Annotated in this window: 18 protein-coding genes; 7 read left to right on the top strand and 11 right to left on the bottom strand. The window is 45.1% G+C overall.

Annotation, left to right across the window (positions count from 1 at the left end; all coding sequences use genetic code 11):
- Positions 1-329 precede the first annotated feature (329 nt).
- Positions 330-2,474 carry a GGDEF domain-containing protein gene (locus tag L3V35_RS03545; protein ID WP_237298416.1) on the top strand — a complete coding sequence of 715 codons (2,145 nt, stop codon included), beginning with the start codon at positions 330-332 and terminating at the stop codon, positions 2,472-2,474.
- 136 nt (positions 2,475-2,610) lie between these two features.
- Here L3V35_RS03545 and L3V35_RS03540 read toward each other — a convergent pair whose 3' ends face one another.
- Genes L3V35_RS03540 through L3V35_RS03515 form a run of 6 tightly spaced genes read right to left on the bottom strand, consistent with a single transcriptional unit; the run spans position 2,611 to position 9,682 of the window.
- Positions 2,611-4,293, bottom strand: a complete 1,683-nt coding sequence (locus L3V35_RS03540) for a BatD family protein (protein ID WP_237298414.1) — start codon at positions 4,291-4,293, stop codon at positions 2,611-2,613.
- Positions 4,294-4,295: 2 nt separating this feature from the next.
- Complete coding sequence (locus tag L3V35_RS03535) at positions 4,296-6,329, bottom strand: VWA domain-containing protein (protein WP_237298412.1); 2,034 nt, start codon at positions 6,327-6,329, stop codon at positions 4,296-4,298.
- Complete coding sequence (locus L3V35_RS03530) at positions 6,322-7,314, bottom strand: VWA domain-containing protein (RefSeq protein WP_237298411.1); 993 nt, start codon at positions 7,312-7,314, stop codon at positions 6,322-6,324. Before L3V35_RS03530 ends, L3V35_RS03535 begins: the two co-directional genes overlap by 8 nt.
- The gene (locus L3V35_RS03525; protein ID WP_146456311.1) at positions 7,307-7,792 is read right to left on the bottom strand and encodes a DUF4381 domain-containing protein; all 486 of its coding nucleotides are present in this window, start codon (positions 7,790-7,792) and stop codon (positions 7,307-7,309) included. The genes L3V35_RS03530 and L3V35_RS03525 overlap by 8 nt, the downstream gene beginning before the upstream one ends.
- Positions 7,789-8,715: a DUF58 domain-containing protein gene (locus L3V35_RS03520; protein ID WP_237298409.1), complete on the bottom strand. Its 927-nt coding sequence runs from the start codon at positions 8,713-8,715 to the stop codon at positions 7,789-7,791. Before L3V35_RS03520 ends, L3V35_RS03525 begins: the two co-directional genes overlap by 4 nt.
- Positions 8,716-8,725: 10 nt before the next feature.
- Entirely contained in the window at positions 8,726-9,682 is a 957-nt protein-coding gene (locus L3V35_RS03515) for a MoxR family ATPase (protein ID WP_017084836.1), read from the bottom strand.
- A 458-nt stretch (positions 9,683-10,140) separates the two neighbouring features.
- Between L3V35_RS03515 and L3V35_RS03510 the strand changes: the two genes are divergently transcribed.
- Positions 10,141-12,057: a methyl-accepting chemotaxis protein gene (locus tag L3V35_RS03510; protein ID WP_237289420.1), complete on the top strand. Its 1,917-nt coding sequence runs from the start codon at positions 10,141-10,143 to the stop codon at positions 12,055-12,057.
- Between the two features lie 208 nt (positions 12,058-12,265).
- Positions 12,266-12,466 carry a hypothetical protein gene (locus L3V35_RS03505; protein WP_017091765.1) on the top strand — a complete coding sequence of 67 codons (201 nt, stop codon included), beginning with the start codon at positions 12,266-12,268 and terminating at the stop codon, positions 12,464-12,466.
- 250 nt (positions 12,467-12,716) lie between these two features.
- Here L3V35_RS03505 and malK read toward each other — a convergent pair whose 3' ends face one another.
- Complete coding sequence (gene malK / locus L3V35_RS03500) at positions 12,717-13,829, bottom strand: maltose/maltodextrin ABC transporter ATP-binding protein MalK (RefSeq protein WP_171307598.1); 1,113 nt, start codon at positions 13,827-13,829, stop codon at positions 12,717-12,719.
- 663 nt (positions 13,830-14,492) lie between these two features.
- Here malK and malE point away from each other — a divergent pair.
- The 3 genes from malE (at position 14,493) to malG (ending at position 18,232) form a co-directional block, all read left to right on the top strand.
- Positions 14,493-15,677, top strand: a complete 1,185-nt coding sequence (gene malE / locus L3V35_RS03495; RefSeq protein WP_017074674.1) for a maltose/maltodextrin ABC transporter substrate-binding protein MalE — start codon at positions 14,493-14,495, stop codon at positions 15,675-15,677.
- Between the two features lie 81 nt (positions 15,678-15,758).
- Positions 15,759-17,330 (top strand): maltose ABC transporter permease MalF, encoded by a 1,572-nt coding sequence (gene malF / locus L3V35_RS03490; RefSeq protein WP_017074675.1) that lies wholly within the window; start codon positions 15,759-15,761, stop codon positions 17,328-17,330.
- Between the two features lie 11 nt (positions 17,331-17,341).
- Positions 17,342-18,232 (top strand): maltose ABC transporter permease MalG, encoded by an 891-nt coding sequence (malG, locus tag L3V35_RS03485; RefSeq protein WP_017081399.1) that lies wholly within the window; start codon positions 17,342-17,344, stop codon positions 18,230-18,232.
- A gap of 583 nt (positions 18,233-18,815) precedes the next feature.
- On the opposite strand, the gene L3V35_RS03480 is transcribed toward malG, so the two are convergent.
- From L3V35_RS03480 to L3V35_RS03465, 4 genes are all read right to left on the bottom strand, one after another.
- Entirely contained in the window at positions 18,816-19,088 is a 273-nt protein-coding gene (locus L3V35_RS03480; RefSeq protein ID WP_171307599.1) for a hypothetical protein, read from the bottom strand.
- 258 nt (positions 19,089-19,346) lie between these two features.
- Positions 19,347-19,850, bottom strand: coding sequence for an acyl-CoA thioesterase (locus tag L3V35_RS03475; protein ID WP_139685920.1), 504 nt, complete (start codon positions 19,848-19,850; stop codon positions 19,347-19,349).
- A 427-nt stretch (positions 19,851-20,277) separates the two neighbouring features.
- Complete coding sequence (locus L3V35_RS03470; RefSeq protein WP_237298407.1) at positions 20,278-21,915, bottom strand: peptide ABC transporter substrate-binding protein; 1,638 nt, start codon at positions 21,913-21,915, stop codon at positions 20,278-20,280.
- Positions 21,916-22,109: 194 nt separating this feature from the next.
- On the bottom strand, positions 22,110-23,003 hold the full coding sequence (locus L3V35_RS03465; RefSeq protein WP_171315398.1) for a DMT family transporter: 894 nt from the start codon (positions 23,001-23,003) through the stop codon (positions 22,110-22,112).
- Positions 23,004-23,101: 98 nt separating this feature from the next.
- Between L3V35_RS03465 and L3V35_RS03460 the strand changes: the two genes are divergently transcribed.
- The gene (locus L3V35_RS03460; protein WP_237298405.1) at positions 23,102-23,890 is read left to right on the top strand and encodes a helix-turn-helix transcriptional regulator; all 789 of its coding nucleotides are present in this window, start codon (positions 23,102-23,104) and stop codon (positions 23,888-23,890) included.
- Positions 23,891-23,906 lie beyond the last annotated feature (16 nt).

The following is a 23,906-nucleotide window of genomic DNA, read 5'->3' as shown; positions in this document are numbered from 1 at the left end:
TAACTCAGTGCTGTTTTAGTTTTTTAAAGGACAGCACGCTAACTGAAACGCAGGTTAGATAATCGAATAGATCGACAGAATTATCACTATAACTATAAGCGATGGAAGTTTTGCCCCACTCTAATGTGGGGCTTTTTTATGTTGCTAAAAAAGTCTTAATGTCGATGAAATTTTGGGCAGGAAATCCCATTTTTGTCGTCCTTCTCATGCTTGTGATAATGTAAAAAGTGAAATTGCGACCCGCTTAACATCTCATTTTTAGTTACATTGATTGCATATCAAGGCTTCGGTATTTTTGCTTCAATCTTATTAGCCAATGGACGGAAGCTGTGCCTGTTAAAGCCTTTGCAAAACAAATATCTGCTACTCGCGACCACCGTCTGTTGGCAGAGTCTCTTTTTGGTTACCTTGTTGAGGTACTTGCCCCAAAAGGGATCGGAGTATTTGCCGAGCCAACACCAGAAGGCGATTCGTTACCCTTGTTTTCTTGCGGTGAGCTAACCTCCCTCGACAAGTATCCCTCAACATTTTGGCCTTGGGTTTCCCAGTTTGATACCGCAGATGGTGTGCTTCCAATGTCTATCAATACTTGTAAGTGGGAACACATGGAGGTGCTGAGTGGTGAGTCGTTCATCATGATGCTAGACAACGCGCCTGCCTGCAGAACTTATTTAATTGTTCAAAATTGCGATGCTCAGCAGATCAACCAAACGTTCGACCAAGATCTTGATGTCCTTCAACTAGCCGCAGCTCGCTGGCAGTGTATTCGTGCGGAAAAGAACGCGGCACTTGAGATCAAACACAGAGACACACGTGAAGCGCAGTACCTTGATGAAATTAAGCTGCGAGAGCTATTTGTTGAGAACATGAAACTAGTCCATCAGGTCGCGTTAGAGCTTTCTAATCCTGAATCTTTGGATGCTTTGTATAAGGCTTCTGTTGAGGCAGTGCGCGACCGTCTAGGCTTTGACCGTGCGATCTTCATGTTACTCGATATGAAAAAGCGCTGCTTTAGTGGCACTTACGGTACCGATGAGCGGGGAAAAACTAACAGCGAGCATCATACTCAGTACGATTTACATCAACTTGAAGCCGAATACATTGAGGCGTTGTCTGACAATCACATCAACCTAGTTATTATTGAGAAAGCGCCGCTATACACCGAAGGCAAGGTCGTAGGGCAAGGTTGGAATGGCATGTTGATCTTACGTGAAGGGGATAAACCCGTCGGTTGGATCGCAATGGACAATTACATTCACCGTTCACCCATCACTAATTATCAAAAGCAGATGCTTGAATCCTTTGGTTCTCTGCTTTCTCAGATCTACATTCGTAAGCGCCAAGAACAGAATATACGGATGTTGCACTCAAGCATGGTGGAGTTGTCTCGCTGCGATAGCGTCAGTGAAGTGTGTAAATCGGCGGTGAGCTTTGCGATTCAGCATTTAGGCATCGACCGACTGGCCGTTTTCCTCACCGATAAAAATTGCAGTTACATGCAAGGCACGTGGGGCACTGACATAAAAGGCGACATTGTCGATGAATCTTATTATCGCTCAGAGCTGGTGGAGCGTGACATTGTAGCCGCAGCTCGCGCTTGCCCTAATCAAGTTGCCTTTGAAGAATCGGTGCCTATCTATCACGATTTCAATATTGTGGGTGTCGGTTGGACGGCAATGACAATGCTCACCACCAATACGGGTGAGCCGATTGCGTTTATTGCCGCGGATAATTTGCTAACTCGCAGCCCTTTAACCTCACAACTGCGTGAAGTGATACGTATCTTCGCTTCGAGTTTAGCTGAGGTGCTACAGAGAACTATGGCGCAAGAGGAGCTCAAAAAGCTCAATGAAACGCTTGAGCAAGAGGTCAGTAAGCGCACTCAAGAGCTTGAACGAGCCAATGAGCAGTTGGATATCATCTCTAAATTAGACCCGCTGACACGTCTTGGAAATCGGCGTATGTTGTCGCAGGTTTTAGATGATCTCAATTGTGATGATCAAGGGGCATTTGCCACAGAGCACGAAGTCACGTTTGGACTCATTCTTGTTGACCTTGATCACTTTGGTTTGTACAACACGGTTTACGGGCATACAGAAGGTGACGCTGCTCTGCGCACCATCGGCAAGATACTTAATGCTCATGTTCATAGCGATAAAGAAACCTTCTGCCGTATTGGTGGTGAAGAGTTTATGTTGTTGATGATCGGCACTCATCACTCTGAAACTAAACAGCGTGCAGAGTCGATCAGAAAATGCATTGAAGAGGCGAAGATCCTTCATTGTGAAAGCAGCACTAGCCAGTATTTAACCGCATCTGTCGGTTATGCTTCAATCACCTCTGATCAACGCCAATTCGATTTCGATCTACTGTATGGCAAGGCAGACAAAGCCTTGTATCAAGCCAAAGATTCAGGGCGAAATCGAATTGTCTCTGCTTTAAAGCGAAGAAAGGTCGCGACGCCACTGATTTAGTTTGGCGTTTATTTTTTCTGATCTCAAAACGATTGAAGCCGTGATGATCACAATGTGGTCATCACGGCTTCGTTCTTTTTTGTTTACTTAGATTTTCTGTTTAACTAGCTTTCTGCTTACTTAGAACGCTGGTTAATTAAAGCCTTTCTAATGTGCTCTTGTGTGTTTTGTTCGAGATGCGTTTTGGTTTCTTAACCGCTTTGATTACTTCAGAAGGATCCCATGACTGACTTGGTGAGCCAGGTTCAGCATAGAGGCTCTGATTCAGCTTGGTGAGCTCAGCTTCGATTGTTTCTAACGTCTCATCACTCAAGTCTGAATTTTCTGTTTTCCACTGTTCGAACAAAGTTCTCGTCTTCACACCATCTTTCATCTTCAGAGCGGCAATCAGCGCTTCTGCCGTATCGGATTGACGTTCATCTTTTTGCTTTGGTTTTACTGCTGTACCGCGGCGTGACCAGAAGTAGAAAGCAAACGCCGAGCTGATTAACCATAACGCAGCAAACAGCGCCGTTAGATAAGGCCACATTCCTGAGTTTTCAACGGTAACAATTGTCGGGTTGGCTTGCTGAGTTGGTGTTTCAATAACAGGAGGCGGCGTGCTTGAGGTTACGCGATCACTTGCCTGAACCGACAACTCAAGACCAAGAGCCTTACTGGTTTTTTGTGATTGCGAATCGGTGTTAAACCAAGTTTGAGAAACACCAGGCAGGGAGATGCTTCCAGATTCCTTAGGGATGAGAACCTGCTTATAAACAACGATAGCATTACCGGATTGGGTAGTGCCAAATTGCGGTTTCTCTTCATACACGCGCACCGATTTAGGGTAGGTGATGTTCAGTTTTGGTAACTGGTGTTGGGTCAAGTTGCTGGCTGTCATTGTGAAGGTACGAGTTAACGAATCACCGGCTTCCATCTCAATATTCTGCTTGTCGCCACCTAAAGTATTACTACCTGTCAGCTCGTTGCCTTGGCTATCTGACCATTTCTGAATCAACTTGAAGTTCGATGTTGGTAACCACTCACCTTGATAGCCTTTTGGTACAGGATTCACTGTGACATCTAAGGTTTCAACGGGCGTGTCGAGTTGGAAAAGGCGCGTTGTGCTTGAGTTGTTGGTTGAGTAAACAACTGCACCAGTTAACTTTGGCCCTTGAAGCTGAAATTGCCCTGCTTGTTGTGACGATATATGGAAAGATTGCTGAACAACGGTGACCTCTTGTCCGTTGATAACATCTTGAAATTGCTTAGACTCTCCAATAGGTTCTACATCTAATTTTGCTGAACTTGGTGGTGCGATTTTAGGATCTTGCAGTCTTCTAGGATCAGCCTTAATAATGAGTTTTACATCAAGCTCTGCGACCTCTTGAGGGTACAGCGAATCTTTACTCAGATTAAGTTGAAACTCGGCCATATCACTCTGCTTTGGAGCGGCTTTATTAACCGCAACGTTGATGGTGATCGGTTGGGTTTTTGCGCCGTCAATATCAAAGCTAGGAATCTCAAATCGGCCTAATCGAAGTGGGGCAAGGGTAATATTCCATTCGCTAGACACCGAACGGCTGCCATTGACGATTCGCATCGACGACCCAAATCTTGGGGTGCTGACGTAGAAATCCTTCTGAAGGGGGGATAGTTCTAAAGCGCCGGACGATACTTTTTCATCGGTCGCTACTCTAAGTAAGAAGACTTCATCCTTGGTCACACTGTTTTGCGAAACGCTCGCAACAGCGGTTGCTGCGAATACAGAATGTGACGAGAAAACACCGATTAGCAGTGTCAGTATTATTGATAAAAATGGCTTGTTTAAAAATCGCATGGTTACCACTTTTTGTTTTGGTTGTTAGGAGCACTTTTTTGTCGTGCTTGTAGAATCATTTGCGCTTTAAGCAGTTGGCTCGGATCACGAGCGCTTTCTACTTGCTCAAGTTTCCGCATATCAGGATCGCTCGACATCGGTTGACCTGATACTTGCGCTGCAGCTTGTTGAGCGTTGTTATCACTGTCTTCTTTATCAGACTCTTGAACTTGGGCTGTTTGAGATGCTGAGTCATCTTTGTCTTGTGACGGCTTATCTTTTTGACCCGCTTTGTTTTGTTGCTCAGCTTGCTTGTCGTTTTCTTCATCCGCCTTGGAATCAGAGCGGCTATCAGCTTGGCTTTGGTCAGTATTCTGAGTTTGGCTTTCACTTTGATCTTGGCTGCCGCTTTGACTTTGCGACTTGCCATTGTCAGCAGAGTCTTGTTGTTGATCCTGCGAGCTTTGCGAAGAATCATTTTGCTGACCTTGCTGACCTTGCTGACCTTGCTGACCTTGCTGACCTTGCTGACCTTGCTGACCTTGCTGACCTTGCTGACCTTGCTGACCTTGCTGACCTTGCTGACCTTGCTGACCTTGCTGACCTTGTTCGTTTTGGTCTTTGGACTCAGAATCGCCTTGCTGTTGCTGTTGCTGTTGCTGTTGCTGTTGCTGTTGCTGTTGCTGTTGCTGTTGCTGTTGCTGTTGCTGTTGCTGTTGCTGTTGCTTCTGAGCCTGTTCGACGACCTCTAAGTTCTTCTTGGCATAAGCATGCTCAGGGTTGCTTTCAAGAATACGTTGATACTCTTGTATCGCTTGGTCGTACTTACCTTGTTGGGCTTGGGCGTTAGCAAGGTTGTAGCGAGCATCTTCACCAGAAAGGTCTTGCAGCGTCTGCTCTGCGGCTTCGAAATCACCGGCTTTGTATTGAGCAATGCCTTTCCACTCTTGTTGGGTGAACTGTTCAGCAGCTTGTTGGAAGTCCTCGTCCTGATACAGCTGATAGCCTACTTGATCATCGGTTTTCCACGGGTTCGCAAACGCAGTATTTGGTTGGCTAAAAGAGATAACTCCAGCTAAGGCACACCAAATAACCCCTTTCCTGAATAATCCAAGTGCGGGAAGTAATAGCAAAGGCAGTAACCAGAAGCCGTTGTTCACTCTGGTGTTGAGTGAGTTGTTGGTCTTGGTTACTTCCGATGTTGTTGCAACGCGGTCGAGGTAGCTCGCGATGTGTTCAACATCTGAGTTATCAAATTGAACTTCAGTGAACGTGCCACCATAGCTGCGTGTAAGCTCGCGCATGTTCTTCAAGTTGGTTTTTGCCACCACGGTTTGTCCTGAGTCGCTTTGCAGCATCGACCCCGTAGGTAACGAGATTGGCGCTCCGCTTTCACTCCCTACAGCTAGAATCGACAATGTCCAATCGTTGCCAGAGAGTAGCGAGTCGATCTCTTTCTTCTCTTGAGCATCAATATCGTCAGCAATCAGAACTAGATCGCCTTGGTAGATATGAGCGCGAGTCATCATATGAATCGAAAGCTTAACGGCTGATGCGGCATCACCGCCTTGATAAGGCATGATATCTGGCGATAGGTTAGGGACTAGGTTCTTGATGGTGTTTATGTCTGAGGTTAGCGGGCTAATGGTGTAAGCATCTCCAGCATATGCCACCATGCCTGTTAGCCCCTCCTTCCATAATGAAAGCAGATCCAGAGCCTTGTATCGCGCTTGAGTTAAGCGATTCGGCTTAATGTCGGTGGCATACATAGACATCGACATATCCATGATCACAACTCGTGCCTGCGTTTTTTCAAAGCTCGGCTGTTCGTTTTTCTCGAAGCTTGGTCCAGCTAATGCAATAACGCCGACCAGCCACCAAATACCGAAGTAAGTACTGCGATTTTTCGATGGCTTACTCGATTCTGGCGCCAAGTATCGAGCGATGTGTGACGCGAGTAACCCTTGCTTGGATTGTCTCTTGCTCAGCCACCAAATAGCGGGCAGCACGGCAAGCGCCAAGAACCAATATGGGTAGATAAAAGTAAAGTTAGACATTGTTTCTCCTAATGGCTAACAGCATAAATGCGAAGAACATTGCCGCCGACAGTGGCCATACAAACCACTCTTGTTGCGGTCGCCAGATCTTAGTGGCGTTCGTCACGGGCTCTAACTGGTTGATGGTGTCGTAAATCGTCGCCAGCTCTTTGCTGTCACGTGCACGGAAGTACTGACCGCCAGTGCGTTTGGCAATTTCCATTAGTGTGCGTTCATCCAAATCTTGAGCAGTATTGACCTTACGCGTCATGAAGAACTCTTTAACCATCATCTCGCCTGCACCGACACCCACGGTGTAAATCGTCGCGTCGTATTTCTTTGCAATATCCGCCGCTTCTAATGGGTCTAATACCCCGGCGGTATTACTGCCGTCACTGAGTAGAATCATTACACGTTGGGGCGCATCGCTGTCGACAAAGGTTTTGGTGGCAAGGCCAATACCATCACCAATCGCGGTTTGAGTACCGATAAGCTTTAACACCGCTTGATTGAGTTGTTGTGAAAGTGTATCTCTATCTAGCGTAAGCGGAGTCTGCAAGTAGGCGTGATCGGCAAATAGCACCAATCCGACTCGGTCGCCTTTACGGCGCTCAATAAAGTCACTCAATACGCGTTTCACCGCCGACAAGCGGTCGATGTATTCGCCATTGAACTGCATGTCTTCTTGGCTCATCGAGTAGGAGAGGTCGACAACCAACATCAAATCACGGTGTTTCGGCTGAAACTCAACCGGTTCACCGTACCAAACTGGGCGTGCCATGGCCGTTACCAGTAAAAGCCAGATGATGACCGACAAGGTTTTAGGTAAGCGACTGCTCGGCGTTTTGGTATTGCTGTCCTCGGGCAAAAATGGAAGCCTTAGAGCGCTGCTTGGTTCTGATTTTGGTGAGAATAGGTAAACAAGGATCGGCAGGGGCGCGAGGAAAAACATCCACCACCAAACGAATTCAATATTTAGTAAGCTCGTGTTTAAAAGATCAGTCATAACGACCTCGCTTTGGAGGAAGGGCTTTACGAAGCCAGATTTCGCAGTCATTAACCAATTGCTGTTGAGCCTTTTTCTGTTCGTCGCTCATTAAGGCTGTATCTTGGTAGAGCGCTTGTTGCCATTGCGATTGTTTTGCGGCGAATAACGGCTTCGCCAATTGCGCATCTAAGAACGCCAACCAATCATCGCCAGATAAGCCTGCCACTTTTTCGCGTGGGAAATAGCTTAGTGCTGCCTGACGAACGATGTCTTGAGCTGCACTCGGAGACAAGGTATTTGAAGGCTGACTATTACGAAAGCAAGCAAGTGCTTCGTTCTTCGCGTATTGGTTCTTTTGTCTCCGTTTTACAATGAAAAATACTATGGCGATCAGAACGATGGCCGTGATAATGATTAACCACCAACCCCATGCCAAAGGCCACCACGATGGTGCGCTTGGCGTAATAATAGGGCTCAAGTCGAGAGATTGATTCATGACTGAACTCCTGACACTTGGCTCATTAACGATTGCGCACAAGACAATGAACTGTATGGGATCGCCAAAGAAAGGCTCATTTCCATAAGCTGTTGTTGCTTCTGATCAAATGCGTGACTGAGCTTTTCCTTTTCCTTGCTTGATGAAAAGTTAAACCATTGCGTTTTATTGCCGTCGGTGATCTGTTTTGAACCTTTGAAAGCAGTGACACCTTGCTCTAATGGATCGTAAAAATGCACCAAGCGAACTCGATTATGTCGACGTATTTGATTGATAAGTGAGTAATTACTTTCGTTATAACGGACGAAATCACTGAGCATAATGATATCGCTTCCTTTCGGGCAAAGCTGGTGAAGAGATTTCAGCCCATGCTCTAAGGTTGTGTCGCTGTTATTGCCTGGGTTGGTCAGCGCTGCGTTATTGATTTCTATGACTTTTTGTAAAATACGTAGCGGAGCATGGTTGCTAGCACTGGGTTTAATCTCAATGATCTCTTGGCCAGTATCTATCACTGCGCCAATACGGTCTTTTTGAGCGACGGTTAACCAGCAAAGTTGGCTGGCAAAGTGCGCGAGTTGAACCGATTTAAGTAACAAGGTTGAGCCGAAAATCATACTGCTCGACAGATCTAAGAACAAAATCACAGGCTGTTCTCTTTCTTCAGAAAACAGTTTGGTATGCGCCTTGCCTGTTCTCGCCGTGACGCGCCAATCAATGCTGCGGATGTCGTCGCCCGCCTGATATTGACGAACCTCAGAGAAATTCATCCCGCGACCTTTACGATTGCTCTCGTGTTGACCGTTTAGTTGCGACCACAGGCTCTTGGCTGGAGGCAACCAGCGAACAGACTGCGCTTTGTATTGCAGCAGTTCGCCCAGATTTAACGTGACACCGTCACTATGGTTGGGTAATTGATTATTCATGCGCTTATCCCTATGCGCTACCAACCAACGAGATAAGGTGTGCGATCACTTGGTTTGCAGTGACCCCTTCAGCTTGTGCGTGGTAACTGCGAAGTAGACGGTGGCGTAATACAGGGAATGCCATAGCTTGAACATCTTGCGGTGTTACGTAATCGCGGCCTGCTAGCCATGCGTGCGCTCGGGCACATCGGTCTAAAGCAATAGTTGCACGTGGGCTGACACCCATATCTAACCATTGATCAAGTTGGTCGCTGTATTGCTTAGGTTGGCGAGTCGCCATAACCAGTCGAATAATGTACTGCTCGATGGTGTCTGCCATGTGAATGTTGAGCACTTCTTGGCGAGCTTCGAAGATAGTTTGTTGAGAAATAGGCTCTGGTTGAACAGGTTGGTTGCCTTGAGCTTCGCCTCTGTTTAGGCGCAAGATCTCAAGTTCACTTTCCATGTCTGGATAAGCCACTTCTAAATGCAGCAAGAAACGGTCTAATTGAGCTTCTGGTAGCGGGTAAGTCCCTTCTTGTTCAATCGGGTTTTGCGTTGCCATTACCAAAAACAGGTCCGGTAGAGCATAGGTTTTTCGACCTGCGGTCACCTGTTTTTCCGCCATCGCTTCTAACATAGCGGCTTGTACTTTCGCTGGAGCACGGTTGATCTCATCCGCTAGAATTAGCGAGTTAAAAATCGGGCCAGATTGGAAGGTGAACTCTCCCGTTTCTGGACGGAAAATATCGGTACCAGTTAGGTCGGCAGGCAATAGATCAGGCGTGAATTGAATACGGTGAAAATCACCTTCGACACAGTCAGCGAGCGACTTTACCGCGCGGGTTTTTGCCAACCCTGGAGGCCCTTCAACAAGAATATGACCATCTGCCAGTAAGGCGATCATCAGTTGCTTAACGAGCTCTTGCTGACCAATGATTTGAGACTCTAGGTAGTTTTGAAGGATTTCGAAGTTATTTTTATGCATTTTTGGACTCTCTGGGGGCCATTTGATTCTTATTTTGAGTATTGGTCACTGATTACAAGGAAAAAGTTCCAGTACATTTGCGGAATTTATTTTTTCAAAATTGGAAAGATTTACAAGTGTTTAGCTAGAAAAATCACTGAACAGTGAATTTTTACCATATCAATCGCTTTTTATACAATAAAGCTCAAAGGTGTGATGCTGCCTGACTCAGATAAAAATTAAAGGGTTCGATACTAAGGGTGAATATCAATAAGGGGGCGTATTTAGCTAATTAATCTCAACCCCACAAGAAATGATTGAGTCGTTACATCATATTTGCAGTTTTTTGAGAGAAAAGTCTCTAGTTTTATTGGTTTTGGCCGATACATCACTCAGATTGTGCATTGCTTGTTGGAGTGCACTAGAAAAGTCCTGTCCAGGGTATACCGATAACGAGCGATTCTTTTAAAGGTCCAAATATGTTTAAAACTAACTCTCTGAGTATCAAACAAAAAGTTGTACTTGGAATTACCTTTGCGGTTCTTGCATCGACAGTGATTGTCGGCGCGATGGCACAACAGCAAGCAAGAGATGTATTGAGCCACCGTTTGGTTGATATTGAGCTTCCCGGTATGTTGGAGCGAATCAATGGTGAAATTGATCGTGAAGTCTCTCAGCTATTGTTAGCGGCGGAGCAAATTGCTTCAAATGAATTCATTTCTGATGCAATCGAATCGACCGATCGTGATGCTGAGCTAGAAAATAAACTGGTTAAACAACTGAACAATGTTCGTAATCAATATCAGCTGAACGATGCCTCGGTAGCGAACCGTCAAACAGCTTACTACTGGAACCAAGATGGTTTCTTACGCCAGCTAAACCAACAACAAGACGGTTGGTTCTTTGGCTTTACTCAGTCAGGCCAGCCAACCATGGTGAGTATGTTCCAAGAAGCCAACGGTGAAGTGAAGATGTTTGCTAACTACCAACAGCCTTCTGGTTTGGCGATGTCAGGTTTATCAAAATCGATGGATGACATGGTTAACTTGCTGAATGGTTTCAAAATTGAAAACACAGGCTTTGTATTTTTGACCGATAGCCAAGGTGATGTACAGATTCACCGTGAGCGTTCTCGCAGTGATTCTTCACTTCAACAACTTTACGGCCCTCAATCAAGCCAACTATTGAACAAGTCGGGTTTCAATCTGATTACCACTGAAAGCCAAGGACAAGAACTGTTTGTGGCGAGTTTGTATGTGTCATCAATGGACTGGTTCGTTATTGGTGTGGTTCCAACCGATGAAGTGTTTGCTGAGCTTGATGCGACTGCGCAAAAGATGCTGATCATGACGGCTGTTGTGGCTTTGGTGTTTATCCTAATGGGCGTAGTGTTAGCAAACAGCATTACTCAGCCAATTAAACTTCTGGCTAAGCGATTCGGTGACCTTGGCGAAGGCGATGGTGATCTTGCACAGCGTATCGAAGTTAAAGGCAACGATGAAATTGCACAGCTCTCTAAAGGCTTTAACGGCTTCATTGAGAAGATTCACGAGTCGATGAAAGAAGTATGCTCGACAAGCCAAGCGCTGCAAGTGGCGGCGGAAAGTGTTTCTAACAAAGCACACATCACCCACGACAATAGCCAAGAGCAACGTGACCAAACCCTTCAAGTGGTGGCTGCAATTAACCAAATGGGTATGACCATCAGTGAGATTGCATCAAATGCGGCAACGGCTGCGGAAACGGCCACTCAAGCTTCGGGCAATACTGAAGTCGGTCGCTCTGTTGTAAACAAAGCAAAAGACGCGATCAGCCGTTTAGCTCAAGATATCGAAAGTACGGGTCAAGTGGTTGAACAACTTGCTTCAACAACACAAGATATCGGATCCATTCTGGGTGTTATCCGCGATATTTCAGAGCAAACCAATTTACTTGCATTGAATGCAGCGATTGAAGCAGCGCGTGCCGGTGAGCAAGGCCGTGGCTTTGCCGTGGTAGCAGATGAAGTTCGTAACCTCGCAAGTCGTACAGCAGACTCAACGGAAGAGATTCAGAAGATGATCAACCAACTGCAAAGCGATGCTAAAGATGCAGTAGCAGCAATGAGTACAGGTAAAGTCATTACCCTTGAAGGTGTAGCTGCATCGGATGAAGCGGTAGATGTACTGGGTGGCATTTCAGACCGCATCGTAGACATCACCGATCGTAACACGCAAGTCGCAACGGCAACGGAAGAGCAATCAACCGTAGTTCACACCATCAACCAGAACATTGAAGAGATTAACGCAATCAATGAAGTGACAACGGGCACGGCTGAGCAGCTTGCTGAAGCGAGCCAAGAGCTCCGAGACCTTTCTTCTCGCCTAGATAAGATGGTTGGCTCGTTTAAGCTTTAATCCCTTTAAGCTGTAGCATGGCTTAGAAAGGGATACAGACGAAGAGCTGGATTCATTTAATCGTGAATCCAGCTCTTTTTATTTACGGGCTTGTTTTCTTCTAACTGGCCTTAGCTTGATCTGGTTTCGGGCTTTGCACTTAATCGCTCTAGCATCACAGAGCGTAAATGAGTAAAATCTGATTAGGTTTAATATTTAGGTAAGTATCATGAGCGATTTTGAAAAAGAACTAGAGCAGATGACTCAAGAGATGGGCGATGAGCCAGAAGTACAACTGCCATCAATTGAAGAGCAAAAAGCGATCGTTGCTGAATTTAAGCGACTAGAAGCGGAAGGCAAGCTAACACCAGAAGTGTTAGAAAAGCATTTTGGCCAGTTCAACAAAACAAGTGATACGCCAATCCACTAAGTTCTAAGCTTAAGGCAATTTCATCTTGTCTAAGATAGAGTGGAATGAGTAGTTGGGCTTAGCCTGACTACACAAATCAAGGTCTAGCCATTGCTAGGCCTTTTTTATTGCTGCGCGATAAGTTAACTGAGCTGTGCGCAAAGTTAAACAATCAAAGCGAAAGTAGTTGGCGCCTTTAAACAAAAAAATCCCCCTTACTTGGTAAGAGGGATTCGATATGGGCAAGTTATATCTTAAAAAGGCGAACCGACTAGTCGGTGCCGTACTCTTTGTACAAGCGACGACATGCTCGACCATCGCTATGGAACAAGTGACAACGGTGCGCAGGAATACCAATCGCTAGTTTGTCACCAGACTCAATCGTCAACGTATCTGGCTGGCGATAGATAACGTCAGCGTCTGCGCTGTCGAGGTTTAGGTAAACTTGTGTTTCGTTACCTAATTTCTCGACCATCATCACTTCAGCTTCAATCGTCGCATCACCTGTTTCAGCAGACAACAAGTGTTCAGGACGAACACCCAGAGACATACGGTCACCAGCATTGACAGTCGTACCATCAACAGGGATCCAGAAAGTCATACCGTTAGAAAGTTGAACTTGGACGCGTTCTGCTTCAGCTTGCTCGATGTGAACAGACATAAAGTTCATCTTCGGCGAGCCAATAAAGCCTGCCACGAAACGGTTTTGAGGGTAGTGGTAAAGATCAAGAGGTTTACCCACTTGAGAAACATAACCGCCATCAAGAACAACAATCTTATCGGCCATTGTCATCGCTTCCACTTGGTCGTGGGTAACGTAGATCATGGTGCAACCAAGTTGACGTTGTAGTTTAGTGATTTGCGAACGCATTTGAACACGCAACGCAGCATCTAGGTTAGATAGAGGCTCATCAAGTAAGAATACGTTTGGTTGAGAAACTAGAGTACGACCAATAGCAACACGTTGACGTTGACCACCAGAAAGTGCTTTAGGTTGACGCTCAAGAAGGTGACCAAGCTGAAGGATTTCTGCAGCATGCTCAACACGCTTGTCGATTTCAGCTTTGTTTGCGTTTGCTAACTTAAGGCCGAAAGACATGTTGTCGTAAAGGTTAAGGTGAGGGTAAAGCGCGTAAGATTGGAATACCATACCTACGCCACGCTTTGAAGGCTCAACGTCATTCATGCGTTGATCACCAATGTACAAATCACCAGACGTAATGTCTTCTAGACCTGCGATACAGCGTAATAGCGTCGATTTACCACAACCTGATGGTCCAACGAATACTACGAACTCACCTTCGTTGATGTCTAAGGTTACGTCCTTAGAAATCTGTACATCACCATATGATTTATAAACGTTTTTTAACGTGACACTCGCCATCTAGCTAGTCCTCGATCGATCAAATTTTAAGTTTTACTGCTTATCATTATAAGAAATTTTTGGGTCAGCAGTAACTGTAGGAATTGGTAAGTATTGAATGAGTAAGAAAAAAGTGGGTGAGACTTGGATTCTTTAACCAAGCCCACCCATCATAGCCAAACTGGTGCCTATTTCCCCCACATCCAGCTAAATCTCCCCCGTGATTCAATCACAGATTTAGCTCGATGCTTAATAAAGACAACAGCGGGCAGTGAAGCCAACTAAATGAACAGTGCGGTTACACACGACATTCGCTGGTAAGGGTTCTTACTATCCACTCTTGGATGAATGCAGTTTCGGTGAATTGGCGCAATGGTACATCCTCCCAATGAAAATTTAACGAGGGGGAGTAGTAGGGGAGGAGTAGATAAATGGGGTTATTAATAATTGGCGATCCAGTTCAAATAAATCCACCCCATAACGGTGATGTTGATCACGATGAGTATGGATTTTGTGATTTCAGTCTCTAATCTGACCGGATGGCGATCACGAAATTAAGCCATAATAGCTAGGGCGTAGTGGCTAGGATGATGAGTTAGGGGCTATTTTCTCAGATCATAAGCCCTGAAAACTGGCTCGTCTTGGTAGATGTGCCCTACGTATAAATATAAAAAGGATATTCACATGAAAAACGCTCTAAGCGCTGTAGCTCTAGGAACATTAGTTGCTCTGGGTTCTTTTGGTGCAAATGCTGCTATCGAAGAAGGACAACTAACTATCTGGGTAGGTGGTGACAAAGCTTATGAAGGCATGGCTGAAGTAGGTAAACGCTTCGAAGAAGACACTGGTGTTAAAGTAACAGTGGCTTTCCCTGACAAACTAGAAGAGAAGTTCTCTCAAGTTGCAGCGGCTGGCGATGGCCCAGATATGATCTTCTACGCACACGACCGTTTTGGCGGCTATGCAGAAGCGGGACTTCTTGTTGATATCAAACCTTCTAAAGAAATTAAAGAAGGTATCGTAGACTTCGCATGGGACGCTGTTTCATACGAAGGTAAAACAATCGCTTACCCAGTAGCGGTTGAGTCAGTTTCTCTAATTTATAACAAAGCGCTTGTTCCTAACCCACCTAAGTCTTGGGAAGAAATCCCAGCACTTGATGCTGAACTTAAAAAAGACGGCAAAAAAGCGATCATGTGGCCTCTACGTGGTGGCGCTTACTTCACATGGCCTCTACTTGCAGCTGACGGCGGTTACGCATTCAAACAGACTGCAGAAGGTTACGACATTAAAGATGCGGGCGTAGCGACTGACGGTGTTCAGAAGTCTCTAGGTTTCATCGAGAAGATGGTACAAGACAAAGTTATCTCTGCAGACATGGATTACTCAGTTGCTGAGTCTGAATTTGTTGCGGGTAACGTTGCAATGACAATCAACGGCCCTTGGGGTTGGGAAAACATCAAGAAAGCTGGCATCGATTACGGCGTAGCAACTTTACCTAAGTTCAACGGTAAAGCGTCTAAGCCTTTCGTTGGTGTATGGGCTGGTGGTATCAGCTCTGCTTCTCCAAACCGCGACCTAGCTGTTGAGTTCATGGAAAACTACCTACTAACTGATGAAGGTATGAAGAGCCTGAATGACGACAAGCCACTAGGCGCTGTTGCTCTTAACTCTTTCCAACGTCAACTAGACAGCGACACTCGCATTGCAGCAACAATGGACAACGCGATGAATGGTGAAATCATGCCTAACATTCCTCAGTTCACAACGTTCTGGTACAGCATGGAAGAAGCGATCGGTAACGTAGTTGACGGCCGTCAAACAGTAGATCAAGCACTAAAAGCTGCTGAAGGTCGTATGACTAAGTAACAACCAAGCACTACCTTTTAAGGAGAGGGTAACCTCTCCTTACTTTTCTATTTTTTATCTATATCGCTAGCAGGTTCCTCTATGCAGTCAGTTCAAGGTACAGATGCTATCCCAGCACCATCAAGCCTTTTAGGCAGTAAAAGCGTCTTCATCAAATGGGGGTTGCTTGGTAGTGTTGGCTTAATTAACGGCTACGCTACAATTCTAATGTATTCACGCGGTGAGCTCGCTTTTGCGTTGCTTACTGTGATTTTAACGGCTTTGGCACTTTACATTTTTGGCAGTAAGAAAACTTACGCCCACCGTTATATTTATCCGGGTATTGCCGGAATGATCTTGTTCATTCTTTTTCCATTGGCTTATACCGTCGGGCTTGCGTTCACTAACTACAGCGCAAAAAATCAACTATCTCTAGAGCGTACTCAAACCGTTCTTTTAGATCGCTCATTCCAAAGCGGTGAGAGCTACCCATTTACTTTGTACAAGACTGATGACGGTCACCAGATCGTTGTTAAAGATGGCGACCAGCTGTTAGCAACAGACGTATTTTCTTTTGAAGATATGAGTGCAACAGAGATGGACCTATCTGCAATTGAGTCTGCACAAGGTGAGAAAGAGAAGATCAAAGCGATCATCCAAAACCGTGCTGCGATTAATGCGGTTGATTTCCATCTGCCTAACGGTGACGACATCCGCATGAGTGGCTTACGTAAGTTTGCTTCTGTTGCTCCGCTTTACACGCTACAAGACGATGAACAAACGTTAATCAACAATGAAACGGGTGAAGTTCTCAAGCCAAATATGGAAGAGGGTTTCTATCAACCTGTTGATGCCAATGGTGAGTTTACTGGTAACACAATATCCCCGGGCTTTGTGGTTAATATTGGTACACATAACTTTGAACGTGTTTGGAAAGATGATGGTATTAAAGAGCCATTCATCAGCATCTTTATTTGGACGGTGATCTTCTCGGTATGTACCGTAGCGTTCACACTTGTTATCGGGCTTGTACTTGCAAATATCGTGCAATGGGAAGAGCTAAAAGGTCGTTCAATCTATCGTGTTCTACTGATTCTGCCTTACGCAGTACCAGCATTCATCTCGATTCTTATCTTTAAAGGTCTATTCAACCAGAGCTTTGGTGAGATCAACATGGTGCTTGAGAATATCTTCGGCTTAAGCCCAAACTGGTTCTCTGACCCAATTCTTGCGAAAACCATGGTGTTGATGGTTAACACGTGGCTAGGTTTCCCTTACATGATGATTCTATGTATGGGTCTACTAAAAGCGATTCCTGATGATTTGTACGAAGCGTCAGCGATTGATGGTGCGAACTTCCTTGATAACTTCAAGCGTATTACATTCCCATTGATGATTAAGCCGCTTACACCGCTATTGATTGCAGCGTTTGCCTTTAACTTCAATAACTTTGTAATGATTCAACTATTGACGAACGGTGGCCCGAACATGATTGGCACCTCAGAGCCAGCGGGTTACACAGACTTGCTTGTAAGCTACACCTACCGAATCGCATTCGAAGGCGGCGGCGGTCAAGACTTTGGTCTAGCAAGTGCAATCGCAACGCTTATTTTCCTATTGGTTGGTGGACTTGCGTTACTAAACCTTCGTTTCACTAAACTGTCTCAAGATTAAGGAGCACGACAATGGCTATGGTACAAGGTAAAGGCCTTAAATACCGAGTGTGGGCAACGCATGCAGTGTTGTGGTGCTTCTTGGCAATGATTATCTTCCCACTACTGATGATTATCGCTATCTCGTTCCGTGAAGGTAACTTTGCAACAGGTAGTTTGATTCCCGATAACCCATCACTGGAGCACTGGAAACTGGCTCTTGGTATGTCGGTAACGAATGCTGACGGCTCGGTGACACCACCTCCATTCCCAGTACTAACGTGGTTATGGAACTCAATTAAAGTCGCGGGTGTGACGTCGCTTCTTATTGTGGCATTGTCTACAACATCGGCTTATGCATTTGCTCGTATGCGCTTCAAAGGTAAAGAAACTATCCTGAAAGCGATGATGATTTTCCAAATGTTCCCAGCAGTACTGGCTCTAGTCGCTATTTACGCGCTGTTCGACAAGCTTGGTCAATACATCCCGTTCTTAGGCTTGAACACGCACGGTGGTCTAATCTTCTCGTACTTAGGCGGTATAGCACTGCACGTTTGGACGATTAAAGGTTACTTTGAGACGATTGATAACTCATTGGAAGAAGCGGCTGCACTTGATGGTGCAACGCCTTGGCAAGCATTCAGATTGGTTCTATTACCACTATCTGTGCCAATTCTAGCAGTTGTGTTTATTCTTTCGTTCATCGCAACAGTAGGTGAAGTGCCTGTAGCATCTATCCTGCTAACCGATGTGAACTCTTACACGCTAGCGGTAGGTATGCAGCAATACCTATATCCTCAGAACTACCTATGGGGTGACTTTGCGGCAGCGGCTGTACTTTCAGCACTTCCGATTACTATCGTGTTCTTACTTGCTCAACGTTGGTTAGTTGGCGGTTTGACGGCAGGTGGTGTAAAAGGATAAGCTGTACCCTATAAGAAAGACAAAGAGCGACCTTATAGGTCGCTCTGTATTGGCATTTTTATTACATCATTTGGTTTGGCCGCCGATCAGTAATAAAAATAACCCTCAGGTTACGCATAGCTGGCTACTAATCAGGTTCCTTACGCTATTAATGATTAGTGGTTTTTGTAACTCTAACCCAGGTATTTACTTGGGTTTTTTTATGCCTGCTACTTTTTGCTTTCTACTTTGTCCGGATATTCGTTTTACCTGTCAGTTTTTGTGCTCATAGCTGCTTTAGCCATTAAAGTTTCGAGTCACTTCTCTCCCGAATCTCTCCTGCGTTATTCCTCTTACAGGATGACATGAACGAGTCTCACAAATCAGACGCTCAGTATAAGGGGCAGTTGCTCTATTGATATATTGCTAATATTTCAATGCGTGATACTTCAATGATTTGTATGCAACGATTAGCCTGATTGCATAGAAAATGTCTATAACGGCGGGCTACTGTTGATGTGTTGTGAGTAGCTATCACTCGTAGTTATTGGTTTGCTTGGAAGTATCTTTCAATTCAAAGGTAAGAGGGAATCGGATGTTGTGATTATAGTTCTCTACTAGAAGGAGCACAGCCAAGATGCTGCAACAGCACATAGATGCTTTCTTGATCGAGTGCCACACGGCGAAATAGATCCGCAAACGTCTGGTCACCACCAAAACAAGTTTGGATGTAGTGGTTAATTTCGTTGCTGTCGTAGCCTTCGACGTACAAAGTTCTAACCCATTGGTACTCAACCGCCTTTAAATTGTTCAGTGTAGATTCGCTAAGAGTGGGGCGTGTGACGCTCAAAAGTGGCTCCAAGAAATTCAAATACATCCATTATGATTGGCGGTATTTAACCAGAGCTAAATGACGACTTTATTACAGTTCGAGCAAATTGCTAAACAATAGCGGCTTCATTTCAGCCCTTGGCTGAGTATCACGTTATATAAGCCGTATTGAGACAAGCGGTGTTGGGTAAGACGCGGCTTTGTCTGTGAGAGTGTGAATAGGGGAGTAGAGCTAGATAAGTAAATGCCAAGCAGGTGCTTGGCATTGTAATAAGGTTTTGTAGTGTAGAGTGGTTGGTGAAGTTTACTTAAGGTACTTAACGTGTGCTTCCATCTCTTCACCGATCTGTTTTCGCATGTTCATTAGGCGAATAGCCGAATCTCTTAATTCGATGTCTTCTGACGTTTCTGGCACCCATTCTGGCACCTTAGTCGGGTTACCATTTTCATCAACAGCGACCATAATAACGATGCAGTGAGTCGTTAGGCGGTTGTTGAGTTCTTTAGGGTCGCTGGCTTGAACGTCGATAGCGATGTGCATAGAAGATGAACCGGTATAGATGACCTTCGCACTTACCTCAACAAGGTTACCAACATGGATCGGAGCTACGAATCGAATCCCCCCTGCGTAAGCGGTAATACAATATTTACCACTCCACCCAGCAGAACAAGCATAAGCCGCTAAATCGACCCATTTCATTACTGCGCCACCATGAACTTTACCACCAAAGTTCACATCCCCAGGTTCAGCTAAAAAACGCAGAGTAACGTCTCGTTTACCATCTGGTCGGTTATTGTTACTGCTCATCTATCTTCCTTCATTATTATTGTGCTGTATAACATGCTTGTTACTTGCTAATAACAATATACTTAAGATGACATAAATTAAAGCGGTGTTTCTCACGATTAAGACTATTTTTTCAAACGGGTGACGAACGAATGAATATTGATGTTTAAAGGCGGTAGAGGCGAGTGGCAAACACGGATGAAGCAATATTGAGCAGGTGCCTAGCCATATTGAGTAAGAACCAATAAATGTTGAGCTGACAGCTAGAAAGGTCGATTGCAAAAAAAACACCTAGCGCAGTGCTAGGTGTTTCTAAGCCGTTTGGTACTCATTGCGGTACCTTATTTTGTTTTAGCCAACTAACCGCTGTTTATCTGGTTTAGTTAAATTATTTTAGTCTTTTTACCACTAAAGTGGTAGTTAAAAATATTTGTTATTCAGCTCATTTTTACTCTTGAATAAAGTATAGATCCTTCGCGTAGATATTTCCTTTCGGATTATTGTTAGGGAAGCCTTTGAGAGTATTTCGCACTAATCGGGTGTGATTGTAATGATATAAAGGCATAATTGCTGCAGATTTGTTAAGTAGCGATTCAGCATGCTGGTATAAAGTAAAGCGTTTAGACTGATCTTCCGTTTTACTTGCTTGCTGTAAGAGCTCATCGTAATCGGGATTACAGTAGCCACTTTCATTTGCCGTGTGACCACAAGAGAACGCCTCTAACAGTGCAGAAGGCTCTGGGTAGTCACCAAATGCCCATGAGCGAGCTAGTTGATAGTCGCCACTTCCCTTCGCTGCAACATAGGCTTTCCACTCCATGTTTTCTAACTCAACTTTTACGCCAAGTGGCTTCCACATCGATGCAATCGCAATAGCTATCTTTTTATGATTCTCACTGGTGTTGTATGTCAGGGTAAATTTGAGCGGCTTGTTTTCGTTGTATCCCGCTTCTTCAAGTAGCGTTTTGGCTTTTGTTAAACGCTGCGTGCTGTCTAAAGAATTGAATTCGGATAAAGGAGCTGTGTAGTCAGGAATATTATTCGGCGTCACGCTGTATGCTTCTGGCTCACCTTGACCAGTGACTTTATCTACCAATATCTCACGATTGACGGCCATGCTCAGTGCTTGGCGTACTCTTACGTCATCAAAGGGCGCTTGACGTGTATTGAATGAATAGACGTAAGAACCCAATAGAGCTTGCGCTTTGATCTGTTCAGGGCTTTCTTGGATTAATTTCTGGTAGTACTCAAGCTGAACGCGATTGGTCATATCAATTTCACCCGCTTGATAACGGATAAGCTCAGCATTTTGAGATGATAAGCCTAAATAGGTCACCTTGTTGATGACTGTCGACGTGTCATCCCAATAGTTTGGGTTTCTCTCGACTTCAACGTATTCGTTGGGTACCCATTTGCTCAAAGTGTAAGCACCGTTGGTCGCGATATTTTCTGCGCGAGTCCATTGGTCGCCTTTCTCCTGCACCAATTTAGTAGGTAGAGGGAAAAAGGTCTTGATGCTCATTAAACTCATAAAGTAGGGCGTAGGTTTTGAAAGTGAAATTTCAACCGTGCGCTCATCTAATGCTTTGATGCCAAGCTCAGAGGGAGCTTTGTCTCCTAATAGAATCTCGCTAGCGTTCACGATGTTAGCCGTCGAAAAAACAAAACCCGTGTTGTTACCTGTTTTAGGAGACACAGCTCGCTGCCAACCAAACACAAAATCAGACGCTGTGACTGGCTCACCATTCGACCACTTGAGGCTCTCTTTCAACACAAACGTGACGGTTTTACCGTCTTTGCTGATAGACCACTCTTTGGCTTGCCCTGGGATGATCTGCCCGTCACTGTTCTCAATCACAAAGCCTTCAAACATATCATTGACGATAATGTCACCGGGCATGCCTGAATTTACGAAGCTAGGGTCTAGTGTATTGGGTTCTGCGCCATTACCACGTACAAAATGTTGTTCTTCAGCTAATAGTTCTTCAGCTAATGTCACATCAGCAGGAACAGTGGCAGCAAAGCTTGAAGCAGATGACAAAGCAAGCAGAGACGAGATGATCACAGGGATCCTTGGTTGAGTCATTGTAATTCCTTTTACAACTTAAACAGTACTTAATACATTAAACCTGAGTCGGTAACATGTTGCAACCACAGTGAACACTTATTAAAAGCATTTGAAAGACTTGTGAATAAAACAACAGTGCCTACTTCGGGAGTAGGCACTGTGAGAAAAGTGAGTTTGAATATTTCCCCTAATGTGAGCGTTGGGTAATGCGTTTAGCTTTGTTGAGGGAGAGGTGCCTCAAGCCTTGGTTTTCTTTTGATTTGAGCAAGGATGACACCGGAAATCACCATCACACCACCAATGATGTGGAACTGGTTAATCTCTTCGCCAAGCCAAGTGGAAGCTAATACAATTGCGATAACTGGCATCAAATTCATGAACATCGCACTTGAGTCCGCACCAATGGTATCAATCGCTTTCACCCACATCCAAGGTGCTAAAATGGAAGCGGCAACTGCAGCGTAAGCTATCAATGGGATCGCTTGTTGCGGTGGTAAAAGCTGTTCGCTGGTAAGCCAAAGTGGCGCTAGCATTGCGACGGCAAACAGCCCCTGAATGTAAATCACAACCCAGTTACTGATTGGCATTTTCCAGCGTTTCAACAACACACAGTAAGAAGCATAAACAAAGGCTGCAATCAGCATATAGCCATCGCCTTGGGTCAATTCTTGATGGATGAAGAACAGAGGATCGCCTTTGCCTAACATCAGAGCTAAGCCTGACAGTGACAATACACCACCCACAATGCTCAAACTAGAAATCGACTTGTGTAACAGAGGAACGCTAAGGAACACACTGATCAAGGGTACTAATGAGGTGATCAACGCCATGTTAGAAGCGGTTGTGGTTAAGCCCGCGTAATAGCCTAGAGATTGGTTTAACACCATGCCCAAAAAGCCAAGGAAAGCCAACTTAGACAAGTTAGGTTTAATGACCGACCATTGTTTGATAACTGAGCGAATACAGAAAGGGGTGAGAATTAACATCGCAAAAAACCAGCGGTAAAAACTCATCGCGCTCGGTTCTATGGTGCTTGCGGCAAGCTTGTTGACGATTGCATTGGCGCCCCAGATACAGACTGTAAAAAATGGTAAGAGATAATGCATGTGAATTCCGTCGCAAATGAGTTGATGCGGCTAGTTTGACAGGTCGTTATACTTACAAGTATCTTTAGAAAGACATCAGGCGCGATAGGAAGACAAGTTTGAAAAAACACTCAAGAAACCTTCACCCGTCCTTATCAATCGATAAGGCACCATCCAACGTATTTATGAATTTCGAAGCTTTCTTATCGAACACCGAAACTCGTATTCACAGCCACCCTTGGGGACAGGTTCAGTTGATCAGCGGTGGGATTCTTGAAATGGAAGCAGAAGGCATACGCTTTCTCGCGCCGCCACATCTCGCTATTTGGGTGCCAGCTGGGGTCATGCACTGCAGCTACAACCGTAAGCCATTGGATTACTGCTCACTGAACATAGCTCACGAGTTAACTAAGCATTTGCCTGAGAAAACCAGCCTCATTAAGATCACCCCAATCGTGTCTTCGATTATTGATGACTTTCGCGATCGTGGAATCAATGTTGCGGAAACAGAACAAGATCAAAGGCTTGTTCAGGTACTACTCGACCAACTTGCGCAGCGTGAGGTTGAACACCACTTCTTGCCTTCGACCGACAATAAGTACCTAGCGCCTATACTGGCTTCTGTGGAAGAAAACCCAACCGATGAAGTGACATTGAAAGATTGGGCTGAGCGTGTCCACACCACGGAAAGAACCCTTTCTCGCCACTGCCAGACCGAGCTTGGAATGAGCTTTACAGAGTGGCGATTGCGAGTGCGGTACCTCTATTCAATGGACTTGTTGAGAAATGGCCAATCGGTTAAAGAGGTCGCTCTAACATTGGGTTATAACCAAGCAAGCCCTTTTATTACCATGTTCAAACGTTATGCGAACCAAACGCCAGAACAGTATAAGAACCGTTTGTTGTAACCCGAGCTGATCTCGC

This window comes from Vibrio sp. L5-1 (assembly GCF_021728315.1).
Taxonomy (GTDB): domain Bacteria; phylum Pseudomonadota; class Gammaproteobacteria; order Enterobacterales; family Vibrionaceae; genus Vibrio; species Vibrio splendidus_K.
This window is presented reverse-complemented; position numbering and strand designations above follow the sequence as displayed.

Coding starts and splice junctions, on each gene's coding strand:
- L3V35_RS03540 (WP_237298414.1), bottom strand. CDS start 4,293: ATGCGATTTTTAAACAAGCCATTTTTATCAATAATACTGACACTGCTA.
- L3V35_RS03535 (WP_237298412.1), bottom strand. CDS start 6,329: ATGTCTAACTTTACTTTTATCTACCCATATTGGTTCTTGGCGCTTGCC.
- L3V35_RS03530 (WP_237298411.1), bottom strand. CDS start 7,314: ATGACTGATCTTTTAAACACGAGCTTACTAAATATTGAATTCGTTTGG.
- L3V35_RS03525 (WP_146456311.1), bottom strand. CDS start 7,792: ATGAATCAATCTCTCGACTTGAGCCCTATTATTACGCCAAGCGCACCA.
- L3V35_RS03520 (WP_237298409.1), bottom strand. CDS start 8,715: ATGAATAATCAATTACCCAACCATAGTGACGGTGTCACGTTAAATCTG.
- L3V35_RS03515 (WP_017084836.1), bottom strand. CDS start 9,682: ATGCATAAAAATAACTTCGAAATCCTTCAAAACTACCTAGAGTCTCAA.
- L3V35_RS03510 (WP_237289420.1), top strand. CDS start 10,141: ATGTTTAAAACTAACTCTCTGAGTATCAAACAAAAAGTTGTACTTGGA.
- L3V35_RS03505 (WP_017091765.1), top strand. CDS start 12,266: ATGAGCGATTTTGAAAAAGAACTAGAGCAGATGACTCAAGAGATGGGC.
- malK (WP_171307598.1), bottom strand. CDS start 13,829: ATGGCGAGTGTCACGTTAAAAAACGTTTATAAATCATATGGTGATGTA.
- malE (WP_017074674.1), top strand. CDS start 14,493: ATGAAAAACGCTCTAAGCGCTGTAGCTCTAGGAACATTAGTTGCTCTG.
- malF (WP_017074675.1), top strand. CDS start 15,759: ATGCAGTCAGTTCAAGGTACAGATGCTATCCCAGCACCATCAAGCCTT.
- malG (WP_017081399.1), top strand. CDS start 17,342: ATGGCTATGGTACAAGGTAAAGGCCTTAAATACCGAGTGTGGGCAACG.
- L3V35_RS03480 (WP_171307599.1), bottom strand. CDS start 19,088: ATGTATTTGAATTTCTTGGAGCCACTTTTGAGCGTCACACGCCCCACT.
- L3V35_RS03475 (WP_139685920.1), bottom strand. CDS start 19,850: ATGAGCAGTAACAATAACCGACCAGATGGTAAACGAGACGTTACTCTG.
- L3V35_RS03470 (WP_237298407.1), bottom strand. CDS start 21,915: ATGACTCAACCAAGGATCCCTGTGATCATCTCGTCTCTGCTTGCTTTG.
- L3V35_RS03465 (WP_171315398.1), bottom strand. CDS start 23,003: ATGCATTATCTCTTACCATTTTTTACAGTCTGTATCTGGGGCGCCAAT.